The sequence below is a fragment of the Pontibacterium sp. genome, assembly GCF_964228735.1.
Lineage (GTDB): Bacteria > Pseudomonadota > Gammaproteobacteria > Pseudomonadales > Balneatricaceae > Pontibacterium.
Genome location: NZ_CAXRBQ010000175.1, coordinates 1 through 11,701 on the forward strand (window position 1 = coordinate 1; position 11,701 = coordinate 11,701).

The 11,701-nt window shown below is 50.1% G+C and carries 14 protein-coding genes; 11 read left to right on the forward strand and 3 right to left on the reverse strand.

All coding sequences use genetic code 11. The features are described 5' to 3' along the window. Positions 1 to 706 (reverse strand): LysR family transcriptional regulator (locus ACEQ15_RS18565; RefSeq protein ID WP_370280749.1); only part of this gene is annotated, 706 nt, incomplete at its 3' end. Between the two features lie 120 nt (positions 707 to 826). Here ACEQ15_RS18565 and ACEQ15_RS18570 point away from each other — a divergent pair. The 4 genes from ACEQ15_RS18570 to ACEQ15_RS18585 all read left to right on the forward strand — a co-directional run bounded on the left by ACEQ15_RS18570 (position 827) and on the right by ACEQ15_RS18585 (position 5,808). Then, the gene (locus ACEQ15_RS18570) at positions 827 to 2,398 is read left to right on the forward strand and encodes a 2Fe-2S iron-sulfur cluster-binding protein (RefSeq protein WP_370280750.1); all 1,572 of its coding nucleotides are present in this window, start codon (positions 827 to 829) and stop codon (positions 2,396 to 2,398) included. Positions 2,399 to 2,455: 57 nt separating this feature from the next. Beyond that, positions 2,456 to 3,079 carry a glutathione S-transferase family protein gene (locus tag ACEQ15_RS18575; protein ID WP_370280751.1) on the forward strand — a complete coding sequence of 208 codons (624 nt, stop codon included), beginning with the start codon at positions 2,456 to 2,458 and terminating at the stop codon, positions 3,077 to 3,079. A gap of 182 nt (positions 3,080 to 3,261) precedes the next feature. After that, on the forward strand, positions 3,262 to 4,683 hold the full coding sequence (locus ACEQ15_RS18580) for an NAD-dependent succinate-semialdehyde dehydrogenase (RefSeq protein ID WP_370280752.1): 1,422 nt from the start codon (positions 3,262 to 3,264) through the stop codon (positions 4,681 to 4,683). A 156-nt stretch (positions 4,684 to 4,839) separates the two neighbouring features. Further along, positions 4,840 to 5,808, forward strand: coding sequence for an alpha/beta hydrolase (locus tag ACEQ15_RS18585; protein WP_370280753.1), 969 nt, complete (start codon positions 4,840 to 4,842; stop codon positions 5,806 to 5,808). Here the strand turns inward: ACEQ15_RS18585 and ACEQ15_RS18590 are convergent. After that, positions 5,762 to 6,325 (reverse strand): 4'-phosphopantetheinyl transferase superfamily protein, encoded by a 564-nt coding sequence (locus ACEQ15_RS18590; protein WP_370280754.1) that lies wholly within the window; start codon positions 6,323 to 6,325, stop codon positions 5,762 to 5,764. The two genes, ACEQ15_RS18585 and ACEQ15_RS18590, sit on opposite strands and share 47 nt — an antisense overlap. A 169-nt stretch (positions 6,326 to 6,494) precedes the next feature. Further along, complete coding sequence (locus ACEQ15_RS18595; protein ID WP_370280755.1) at positions 6,495 to 6,935, reverse strand: excinuclease ATPase subunit; 441 nt, start codon at positions 6,933 to 6,935, stop codon at positions 6,495 to 6,497. A gap of 208 nt (positions 6,936 to 7,143) precedes the next feature. Between ACEQ15_RS18595 and ACEQ15_RS18600 the strand changes: the two genes are divergently transcribed. Genes ACEQ15_RS18600 through ACEQ15_RS18630 form a run of 7 tightly spaced genes read left to right on the forward strand, consistent with a single transcriptional unit; the run spans position 7,144 to position 11,608 of the window. Then, entirely contained in the window at positions 7,144 to 7,890 is a 747-nt protein-coding gene (locus tag ACEQ15_RS18600) for a beta-ketoacyl synthase chain length factor (RefSeq protein ID WP_370280756.1), read from the forward strand. Continuing rightward, positions 7,890 to 8,663, forward strand: a complete 774-nt coding sequence (locus tag ACEQ15_RS18605) for a lysophospholipid acyltransferase family protein (RefSeq protein WP_370280757.1) — start codon at positions 7,890 to 7,892, stop codon at positions 8,661 to 8,663. The genes ACEQ15_RS18600 and ACEQ15_RS18605 overlap by 1 nt, the downstream gene beginning before the upstream one ends. Then, a complete protein-coding gene (locus tag ACEQ15_RS18610; protein ID WP_370280758.1) occupies positions 8,656 to 8,916 on the forward strand; it encodes a phosphopantetheine-binding protein in 261 nt (86 codons plus the stop codon). The genes ACEQ15_RS18605 and ACEQ15_RS18610 overlap by 8 nt, the downstream gene beginning before the upstream one ends. Positions 8,917 to 8,922: 6 nt before the next feature. Continuing rightward, the gene (locus tag ACEQ15_RS18615; protein WP_370280759.1) at positions 8,923 to 9,171 is read left to right on the forward strand and encodes an acyl carrier protein; all 249 of its coding nucleotides are present in this window, start codon (positions 8,923 to 8,925) and stop codon (positions 9,169 to 9,171) included. Further along, the gene (locus ACEQ15_RS18620; RefSeq protein ID WP_370280760.1) at positions 9,171 to 9,716 is read left to right on the forward strand and encodes a hypothetical protein; all 546 of its coding nucleotides are present in this window, start codon (positions 9,171 to 9,173) and stop codon (positions 9,714 to 9,716) included. Before ACEQ15_RS18615 ends, ACEQ15_RS18620 begins: the two co-directional genes overlap by 1 nt. A 4-nt stretch (positions 9,717 to 9,720) precedes the next feature. Continuing rightward, positions 9,721 to 11,412 carry an AMP-binding protein gene (locus tag ACEQ15_RS18625; RefSeq protein WP_370280761.1) on the forward strand — a complete coding sequence of 564 codons (1,692 nt, stop codon included), beginning with the start codon at positions 9,721 to 9,723 and terminating at the stop codon, positions 11,410 to 11,412. Beyond that, positions 11,333 to 11,608: a glycosyltransferase gene (locus ACEQ15_RS18630; protein ID WP_370280762.1), complete on the forward strand. Its 276-nt coding sequence runs from the start codon at positions 11,333 to 11,335 to the stop codon at positions 11,606 to 11,608. The genes ACEQ15_RS18625 and ACEQ15_RS18630 overlap by 80 nt, the downstream gene beginning before the upstream one ends. The last annotated feature ends 93 nt before the right edge of the window (positions 11,609 to 11,701 follow it).

The window sequence follows — 11,701 nt, forward strand, 5'->3', positions numbered from 1 at the left end:
TGATTGCTGCGGCGATGGCGGCATCGTTGGTGGTGACCTTCAATCGCGGTTTTACCTGAACCTGTACCTCTTCGCGACCGTCAAAGAAACGCCAATGGCCCGTAGAGGTTGAGTGCATACTGCCGGCCTGTGGAACGACAACGGTATGCTGAGGTAATTCATTTGGATGAGCGGGTTTGCCTTGCGAGGACAGATAGTCCAGTGAGGCCACCAGTACCTGGCGTACAGAGCCTACCTTCAGGGCCCGCATGCTGGAGTCAGGCAGTTCACCAATGCGTACACCCAGATCGATCCCTTCCTCCATCAGGTTCACTACGCGATCGAGCAACACCATCTCCACTTCCATCTCCGGATACAATCTTAGGTACTCCAGCACGACGGGCATCACATAGAGACGGCCAAACATCACCGGCGCGGTGATCGTCAGGTGGCCACGGGGTTCTGCATTGATGCCTGCCGCTGCGTCATCGGCGGCTTCCACCTCACCGAGAATACGGCGACTGTCTTCCAGATAACGCTGTCCGGCTTCAGTGACCCGAACATAACGAGTGGTGCGGTTGAGCAGTTTTACCCCCAAAGTCTCCTCCAGCGATGCGACCATCCGTGTGACCGCCGGTGGTGACATCTGCAGGCGACGGGCTGCCGCCGCGAAACCTTCCTCCTCGGCTACTGCCACGAAGACCTGCATCTGGCGAAATCGATCCATCCTTTATTCCACTTATTGTAATAATTAATTTCAATTTTAGGTGATTCTTGCTCTGTGTGGAATTTGTCATAGTGGATCTACAGACACAGGTTATCCACGAATCAGACTGAGGGCAGAGAGATGGGCCATAAATTTGCTGAGATCGCTTTCACGCCGATCATCCGGGAGATGCAGGCAGAAATGGGCAGCCGCAGCTTTTATGCCGAGATGGATCGGGGCCAGGACTACAACCATCAGCTGACAGCAAAAGAAGCGACGTTTATCGCAGCCCGCGACAGCTTTTATATGGCCAGCGTGACTGAAACCGGATGGCCCTACATTCAGCACCGTGGCGGCGAGCCAGGATTTATGAAGGTGCTGGATGAGGGACGGATCGGTTTTGCGGACTACTCCGGCAACCGTCAGTACATCAGCACCGGCAACTTCACCCACAACAACCGTGTCGCCCTGTTTTTTATGGACTACGCCAACCGTCGACGTTTAAAGCTGATGGGGCGGGTGCAGATTGTCCCGCTGGATGATCATCATACGCTGGCCCAGCTGGTGGATGAGTCCAGCACTGTTCAGGTGGAGCGGGGTTTTGTGATTGAAGTGGAAGCATTCGACTGGAACTGCCCACAGCACATCACACCACGCTTTACCGTGGAGCAGATTGAGTCGCTTGTAGGCCCGTTAAAGGCAGAGAACGAACGCTTACGCGCCCATTACCAAGCCGATTCCGACTTGCGACTGGAGCATGGCGAGCTTGAGCTGGAGATCACCGGCATGCGCCAGTTAACGCCGCGCATCCGATCTTATGAACTCCGTGACCCAAACGGGTACGAGTTACCGGCTTTCAAGGCAGGTGAGCATCTGGAAGTGCCTGTTCGACTGGACAATGGCGAGATTGAATCACGTCACTATTCGATCAGTTCAGACCCGAACGATCTGAGCCGCTACGAGATTGCGGTACTGCGTGAGGAAGACGGCCGCGGTGGCAGTCGCGCGTTGCATCAGCAGTATCAGTTGGGGGTGCAGTTGCAAAGCTCGTCGCCAAAAGGACACTTCACACTGCATGAAGATCAAAGCCCTGCGGTGCTGATCGCCGGTGGAATTGGTATTACGCCGCTGAAAGCGATGGTGCACCAATTACAGGCGCGTGGAACCGGTTTTCAGCTGCATTATCTGGGACGCAGCAACCGCGAGATGGCGTTCTTTGATGTGTTGGAGCAAACGATACCTGAGCAGGTCTCGTTGTATCCCGCCGACGAAGGTAAGCGCTTAGATCTGGCGACTCTTTTCAGTACTTTGCCTGCTGACAGCGTTGTTTATGTCTGCGGACCTGCGCGGTTGATCGATGTGGTGATGTCTATTGCCAACGAACTGAAGATCGATCCAAAGCGGATCCGATTTGAACGCTTTTCAGCGGCGTCCTCTGCTGAAGATAAATCCTTTGAGCTGACCCTGGCACAGAGCGGGCAGGTGATTGAAGTCCCGGCTGACAAAAGCCCGCTGGATGCCCTGTTAGATGCCGGCGCTGATATGCCCTACAGCTGCAAGAGTGGCAACTGCCGCACCTGTGCTGTGAAAGTGCTGGACGGGGATGTAACCCATCGCGATGCCGTGCTGACTGAAGAGGAGCGCAATTCGGAACAGTTGTTCTGTCCCTGCGTGTCCCGCGCCCGGGGCGACAAGCTCACCCTGGATATCTGAACAAACACGCTTCTGTAACCCAAGAGTCAACCTGACCAAACCATCCGGAGATATACGATGACAACGCTACAACTACACGGACTGGACCTGTCCGGTCATTCCCACCGTGCGAAACTGTTTTTGTCCCTGTTGGGGCTGGAAGCCGAAATGATCCAGGTGGACCTGCTGAACGGTGCGCACAAACAACGCGAATTTCTGGCGAAAAACCTCTTCGGTCAGGTTCCGGTACTGGAAGACGGTGAGACCGTGATTGCGGACTCCAATGCCATCCTGGTTTATCTGGCACAGAAATATGATCACAGCGGTAACTGGTATCCGAAAGATCCGCAGACCGCCGCGGAAATTCAGCGCTTCCTGTCTGTGGCAGCCGGTCCGGTGGCTAACGGTCCCGCCAGTGCGCGTCTGGTGAATGTGTTTAACGCACAGCTGGATCATGAGCGGGCCATCAATATCGCCCACGCAATGCTTTCGGTACTGAACCAGCATCTGGAAGGCCGCAAGTGGCTGGTGGGGGATCACCCGACCATCGCGGATATCGCGAACTACTCCTATATCGCACACGCACCGGAGGGAGACGTATCGCTTGAAGCCTATCCACAGGTGCGCAACTGGTTGGCACGGATCGAACAGTTACCCGGTTTTGTGGCGATGCCAAGCACGGCTGTGGGACTCGCAAGCTGAACGGTAAGTCGGTGATACCGGTTGTGATACTACAACCGGTATTTGTCATATAAATTTTTATCAAGGGTAAACCCTTGGTTTTTTCTTGATGTCCTACGCTTTCTGAGACAGACTAACCGCACTGTTATTTTTGTGATGTCCGCTCTGGGTTGAGCGTCATCACCGCGTTAGAAGGAAAGCATATGTTCATCAATGGTGAGTGGATTCAGTCAGACAACACCTTTGCGGTGTATAACCCGGCAAACGGCGAAGAGATCGGACAGGTGACCGACGGTACCCGCGACGATGCCAAGCGTGCGATCGAAGCGGCACAGGCCGCGATGCCAGGTTGGTCTGCCTTGACCACCTACCAGCGTTCCGACTACCTGCGCCGCGCTTACGATCTGATGATCGAGCGTAAGAAGGAACTGGCGGAACTGATGACCCGCGAGCAGGGCAAACCGTTTAAGGCTGCGATGGCTGAGGTTCAGTACGGTGCGGATGATCTGCTCTGGGTTGCCGAAGAAGTGAAACGCTCCTACGGTGAGACCATCCCATCGGCGCGTCCCGACCAGCGTTTTCTGGTGCAGCATATGCCGGTGGGTGTGGTGGCCGCCGTCACACCTTGGAACTACCCTGTCTCTATGATTACTAGGAAAGTGGCTCCGGCCATCGCTGCCGGTTGTACCATCGTCCTGAAACCAGCTGAGGCCACTCCACTGTGCGCCATTGCGATCTTCAAGATTCTCGAAGAGGTGGGTATCCCGGCGGGTGTTGTGAATCTGGTCACCACCCATGATCCTGCGCCAGTCGGCGAAGAATTCTGTACCAACCCAATCGTGCGCAAACTCACGTTCACCGGCTCCACCGCCGTGGGTAAAAAGCTGGCCCAGGATGCGGTGCCACAGCTGAAGCGCGTGTCTATGGAACTGGGTGGACACGCACCGTTTATCGTCTTTGACGATGCGGACCCGGTGCATGCAGCGAAAGGTGCTTCCCTTGTTAAATTCCTCAACACCGGGCAGGCCTGTATCAGCCCCAACCGTATCTTTGTACAGCGCTCCATTCTGGAGCCGTTCCTGGCTGAGTTTGAAAACCGGGTTGCCAAGATGAAGGCCGGTAACGGTATGGAGCAGGGCGTGAATATCGGTCCGCTGGTAAATGAAGCAGCTGTGAAGAAGGTCCACAATCAGGTGGTTGATGCGGTGGAGAAAGGTGCCAAACTGCATGCTGGCGGTAAAGCCCTGACTGAAGGTGGACTGGAGCAGGGCCACTTCTATGCACCAACGCTGTTGAGTGGTGTGACCGAGGAGATGCTGATCTACCGGGAAGAAACCTTTGGCCCGGTCGCGGCGGTGATTCCGTTTGATACCCAGGAAGAGGTGCTGGCCATGGCGAACGACACCAACTACGGTCTGGCGGCGTATGTGTATACCACGAATATGTCCCGTGCAATGCGCATGTTCGAAGGTCTGCAGTTTGGCATGGTGGGCATCAACGATATCAATCCGACCAGTGCTGCTGCACCGTTTGGCGGTATGAAGGAGAGTGGTCTGGGGCGTGAAGGTGCACGTGAAGGTTTGATGGAGTACTACGAAACCAAGCTGGCTGGGATCTCTATCTGATAGGTTGAATAAACCGGATAGTTGACCTGTGGTGATCTAAACTGCCTTTAATGACGTTCAAGTTGTCTCAGCTGCGGTTGAGTATGACTTCAGGAATTAAATGGACTTGAACCTTAGGTCTCCTCTTTGCTGAAGAATTTAGCATGGGAGGCCTGAATGAAATTTGGCGTTGTTATATTACTGTTTTTTCTCGTGGGGTGTAGTAACAACTCTGCGTTCTATTATCCTCAAAAAGCAAACGAGTTTGATGATCCGGCTCGTCAACCTCAAGACCATGAATTTTGGCTTCAGTCCTCCTCGGGCAACAAACTTCACGGTGTGTTTCACAAGGCAAATGAAGGAACTTCACAAGGCCTCATACTTCACTTCCATGGTAATCGTGGAAATTTGTCGATCAGTATCAAAAAACTCGATTGGTTGAGAGAAGCGGGGTTTGATATCGTCTCATTTGATTATTCTGGATACGGCCGCTCTTCAGGACGCCCTTCGCCGAAGAACACCCGAGACGATGCCGTTACGGTTTTGAATTACGTCGCGAATACATTGCATCGTAATGATGCTAATTACCGCAAGATCGTTTGGGGAACCTCGCTTGGGGGAACAATCTTGAGTGATGGGTATTCTGCATTTTCAAAGCAGCAGGCATTTGATTTGGTGATCGTGGAATCTGCTTTCCATAGTTACCAGCAACAAGCCGACTACATAGCATCCAAATTTGTCTTAGGACGGTTATTTCGCTGGGGGATTCCAATAGCTGTGTCAGATGAATACGCGCCGGTAGAAAATGTATCGAGCATTGATGGAACTCGTTTTTTGTTTGTTCACTGTAAGGATGACAAGATAGTCCCACTTAAGTTTGGACGGCGGCTGTACGAGGAAATAGAGGTTTCGAAATACTTCTGGGAGGTAGAGGGGTGTGGACACGCCAATCCGTTTGGGCCGGATTTTGTTGTTCGTCGGCAGGTCTTATTATCCCTGCTGCAAAGTCCTGTATTCAGTGGCGTTTTTGACGGGAAGGTAGCTCTGCCAACCGGGGTAGATGACCCCAAATTGTTAACAGGTTCTTTGGCATCCGGTATTAAGAAAAGAAAGATTCCCAACTCGAAACACGTTGACCCTCTATAACGGAGCGTATGGAGAAATTTTGTCCCTCCATTTGTGCCCGGTGAAAACTAATTTCAGGTACTTCTTCCGTTGAAACAACGGAAATCTGGTGGTTTTCTATCTCTGCTTCGTAAACGACGGATTTGTCTTCGCTAAACAAGTTGTCTAGGGACAAAGAACTCAGGGAGGTTGTTTTTTGTATCTTCCTGGGGAGCATCTTGAACCAAGCTTCCTTCGTACACCAAATTCGATAAAAGTTTGATGAGCTAAGCTCCTGAAGACTTTTTAATCTTGACCTCTCTTTATCGCTTAGGACTAGGCCAGAAAGTTCTGCGGTGTCCCTGACGGAATCCTGAAATTCAATGTCGATCCCGTGCTTAAATTGCGCCAATGAAAATACGATGAAGTATTTGCTGTGGCTTAGACTTACGTGCCAGTTTTGACCTAGCTCGGCAATCAATGGAGGGGCGTCCTTTGTCTCTGAAAATGTCCAATGGCTGATGCTTGTACCGAATGTTTCGCTGAGTGCTGCGCGCATTAGAATACGGCTTTGTAAATACTCGGCTTTCTTTCTGGGGTGGCGGGTACTATCCAGCCTTTGGCGCTCAGAGACAGAGAGGAGGTTGTGGACTTCGTGATGTAGTAGGGCGCACTGCGCAGGGATCCTTGCCATCCAAATGCGCAGTGTATGTGATCCAAAGGAGGGCTTAGGGAGCAACTTTTACCACGGTCCCTGTCAATGCTACACCGGCCATTATAGCCCCAGCATGGCATTCGTATTTTGTATTGCTGCTGTAGACATTCTTTTTGTAATAACTAGCAATGTTTATGACAGCATTTCCCCCTTCCGCTTTTGCGCGTTCCTGCAATGACAAGAGAGCAGATAGAAGAACCCACTCACAGGCCTCTTCGTCGCTTTTTGCGAACGCATTTGTCTTCTTATTGGAGGAGTAATTGCCCAATGACTTTAGAATCTTCGGCGTTTTCTGATCACCGAAGTAAAGGCGTACATTTGGGTCAAGTTTCTCCTGGAAAGCCGGGTTTTGCATAGCTTCCTGAATGGATAGCATGTGCTTCGTATCACGGCTGTGGGCTTGGGTAGAAAGAAGAGATAAAGAAAGGGCTAGTAAAATGGCAAAATGCTTCACGAATAAGCGCTCCTTGTGCTGAATTTATTTCCCTTTTTAGCCTCCAAATTATATCCGCGCTCTACATGAGCTTCAATGCTGCCATCGACCCTTGCATCCGACCGTTTACTTGATACACTTCGTCTCGCTTCTGTTTATAGGGATTTGAACGCGAATGTATGTACATACCCTGGTAAACGGCCGTAACTAATCAGGGAGTGTGAAGCAGATGATTGAGTTTAAGCTGGAGTCTTGGGGCGCAATTGCTCCTGGGCTGGAAACTCATCAGGATTGGTCAGCTTGGCTCGAGAGCCCCGTGGCAATCGATGAGCAATTGGGCAAAGTATCCTTGAAGCAGTTTCCTCCAATGCTACGCCGCCGGTTCAGTGCACTAGGAAAATGTGCGATGGGGGCCGCGTTACCTTTGCTGGAAGACTCTGACTCAATGCCGAGCATATTTGCTTCCCGGCACGGAGACACAGAGTTGACCTTGTCCCTATTGAAAGATATGGGGCTTGAAGAGCCGATGTCTCCTACGGGCTTCAGTTTGGCTGTCCACAATGCTGTAAGTGGATTGTTTACTATAGGACGTCGTGACACCCAGGCGGTTACTTCCATCGCTGCTATGGAGGGGTTAGCACTTCAGTCTCTGTTCGAAGTTGCTGCACAACTGCAGGAAGTTGAGCGTGTTCTTTGTGTTATCTATGACATCCCGTTGCCTCAATTGTATGAAACATATAGTGATGGCGATCCTTTCCCCTATGCTATTGCAATGATCTTCAGCCGGACGGGGGCTATTTCTTTCCGTCTATCTACCGAAAGTGAAAATGGGGTGGAGGCATCTAATCAAAACGCTTTACCACAAGCGTTTGATCTTGAGCCACTAAGGTTGATTAGCCTTCTCTCAAATAGGCTCGACAGCATCAAGCTCGAAGCAAATGGTGTTTCGTGGACTCTCGCAAAGGATACTCGCTGATGGTTTTTAATCGCCTGTTCCATGCATGGAGATGGCTTGGGACTGCCTTTAGTTTTTTGGTCTTTGGGCTAGGTGGTATTTTGCTGCCTGTCTTCGTTGTACCCGCGCTCTATGTACTACCCGGAGACCGACTTGTTAGAGAGAGACGTGCACAGAAAGTAATTCATCACTCTTTCCGCTTTTACATCGGAATGATGAAGTTTTTGGGCGTGTTGAACTATGATGTGATTGGCTTGGAAAAACTCAAAGATGCCAAGCTGATTCTGGCTAATCATCCCTCTCTGATAGATGTTATTTTTTTGATTTCGATGGTTCCTAATGCGAACTGTGTGGTGAAAGGAAAGCTCGCCAGGAGTTTGTTTACGAAAGGACCGATTCGAGCGGCTGGCTACATCATCAACGATGACCAGGCTTTGGATGTAATTGATGCGGCAAAGGAAGCCTTTGACAAGGGCCACGCGCTGATTGTATTTCCGGAAGGTACACGTACGACGCCAGGGCAGTTGCCTGTGCTGAAGCGCGGTGCCGCAAACGTAGCTGTTCGCGCCGAAGCTGATATTACTCCGGTCATAATAGAGTGTAATCCGACCACACTGACCAAATCGGATCGTTGGTATCAGGTACCGTCGAAGCAAGTCCGCTTTAGGATCGAAGTCAAAGACTGTATTGGTGTTGAAAACTATTTGCCCGACACCACTCCGTCAAAAAGTGCGCGACGACTTACGCGGGATCTAAGTAACTATTTTAACAAGGAACTCGGATTTAATGAGTAACCTAAATACAGAACTGAAACAGATGATTATCGAAACCCTCGACCTTGAGGATATTGAGGTTGAGGAGATCATTGATGACGAACCTCTTTTTGTGGAAGGATTAGGGCTTGACTCGATTGATGCACTTGAAATCGGTCTCGCGTTAAACAAACGCTATGGCATTAAACTGAAGTCCGATTCAGAGGAAACGCGTCAGCACTTTGCAAGCATCAATGCACTGGCTGCGCTGGTTGAATCCCACCGATCCGAGTAAGGCTGTATGAGTAATCAAGAAGAAATTTACGGCAAGGTTGTAGAAATACTGGAGGATTTGTTCGAAATAGAACCTGAGCAAATTACCCCGGAAGCCAACCTGTATCAGGACCTGGATATAGACAGTATCGACGCGGTTGATCTGGTTGTTGAACTGAAAAAAATGACCGGTAAAAAAATTAAGCCGGAAGACTTTAAGTCGGTTCGTACAGTTCAGGATGTAGTAGTGGAAGTAGAGAAGCTTCTTAATAGCTGATGGTATCCATTGTACTGAAGATACTCGCGGTTAGTCTGACAATTAGTTATCCCTTCCTGATCTACTGGGGTTTACAAAAATACGATGCAGGCATGTTGTTGCCAGTGTTGTTGATATTGCTAGCACTACGCTGGATCACAGGTGGTGCTCTAGCTGAACGTAAGCTTGTGATGGCAACCTTTATTGGGTTAGCTGTGATAGTAATGGTTGGTGGGGAAAAGCTAGGGCTGAAGTTCTATCCGGTAATCATGAACCTGGGTTTTTTGATTCTGTTTGTAAGTAGCCTGTTTTCTTCGCAAACAGTGATTGAACGGTTTGCTCGTTTAAAGGAGCCTGACCTACCCGAGGCAGGGGTGCTGTACACTCGCAAGGTCACTTGGGCCTGGAGTATTTTCTTTCTCATGAATGGAACAATTGCCGCAGTTACCGCTGTGTGGGCAAATGATCAAGTATGGATGCTGTACAACGGTCTTATTTCCTATTTGCTAATAGCCTTATTAGCGTGTGGAGAGTGGTTGGTTCGTCAGCGTATTCGACGAGGTTGATAAAGTGACTTCTTTTCCACTTTCTCGGACTATGCTGGGTGATGGCCAGCGTGAAGTAGCTTCTTTTAGAAGTCAGTCGTTGCTCGTGTCCGATCTGCAACAGCGTGCCGGAGCTTGGTATTCCGTATTGGAAGAAGAGGAGGGGACTCGTTGGGCGGTGTACCACAGTAATCCCTTTGAATTCATCTCGATTCTATTCGCCTTGTGGCAGTTGGAACGAACCGCCTGTGTGCCTGGGGACAATTGTCATGGGACGGTCGAACGACTTGTTTCGACCGTGGATGGTTTTGTCGGTGAGTTTGAACATCCTCGAACCGTAAGCGATAGTGACAGCAAATGTAGTCGTACCGTTTTCTGGTCAAGGCTCAATACTGACTACTGTGCGTTAGAGCTTTATACATCTGGGTCCACCGGGCAACCTAAAGCTATTTCTAAAACGATTAAGCAACTAGAGGCTGAAGCTGCCGTACTGGAAGAGATGTGGCCACGTGCGCAAGCTGCGGTTGTCTTGGCTACAGTTTCCCATCAGCACCTTTATGGCATGACCTTTCGCCTGTTTTGGCCAATCAGTACCGGCCGAGTATTCGAATGCGAGTTATGTGAATACTCTGAAGACATTGTACGACAGGCCTCTGCAATTGATCTCTTTACGCTGATATCCAGCCCCTCTCACTTGGGACGCCTAAATGATGGTTTAGACTGGGAATCGGTAGGTGGGAAGTGTGTCTCAGCGTACTCATCTGCTGCCCCTTTGATGAAAGAGGACAGTCTCCAAGCGAGCAACCTATTGAATGCCGCTATTATGGAGATCTATGGAAGCTCCGAAACCGGAGCGATTGCCTGGCGGGTTCAGAACAGGGAACAGGAAGATGCGCTCTGGCTGCCATTGCCAAAAGTTCAGTTGAGCACTGAAGAGGGAGGCGCGTTAATGGTGGTTTCTCCGTATTCAGATTCAGGTGAACCTTTTACGTTGGCGGATCAGGTGAAATTCAGTGGCGAAGCTTTTCAGTTGCTTGGTCGAATGGATCGAATCGCCAAGGTAGAAGGGAAACGTGTTTCACTGGTGGCTATCGAACAGTGTTTGCACCAGTCGAATTTAGTTAAGGTAGCTAAAGCACTAACAATCTCTCGAAAGCGAGTAGAAACGGTGGTAGTTGCGGAGTTGACCGATGAAGGCAAACTATTACTCGGGGATAAAGGACGTCGCCATTTAGTGAGCAGCTTAAAACGATGGTTAGCTCCAAATTTTGAGGCAGTGGTAGTTCCCAGACGTTGGCGTTTTGTGGATCAATTGCCCTACAACAAACAAGGAAAGCTGCCATTGGGAGTTTTACAAAGAATGTTTGAGAAAGATGCTGTGCGATGGCCTGACATCATTGCGGAATCGGTTACAGACAATCGAGTAGAAATCGATTGTGAAGTGCCAGCCGCTCTGGAGTATTTCGACGGACACTTCGCAAATAACCCGATCCTTCCGGGTGTCGTACAAGTGCATTGGGCGGAAGCGTACGGTCGCCGAGTATTGAAAATCAAAGATACGTTTCTGCGCTTGGAAGTCATCAAGTTTCAACAGGTTATTCTACCGAGCGATAGAGTAACCATTACGTTGGAATATGATGAGGATAAGAAAAAGCTTAAGTTTCAGTACGAATCGAGAAGGGGAGTTCATTCCAGTGGACGGATCTGTTTTGGCTGAATCAGTGGGTTTTAATCCGATAGTCCTTATTCCCGTATATAACCATGAAGAAGCTATTGGACATACTCTGGAAGAGGTGCTTCAACACAATTGCCCGGTGCTGCTTGTCGACGATGGCAGTTCCGCATCATGTCGCGATACTTTAATCGAACCTGAATCAGTGAATTCATCTGCTATTGCCGTGCCACCGCATTGAATATAACCACATTCTTTAACACCGCTCGATCTTATCCGGATTCTGCCGCCGCATCTGCGCTACTGCAGCATCATTCACCGTCTTCTCCGACGT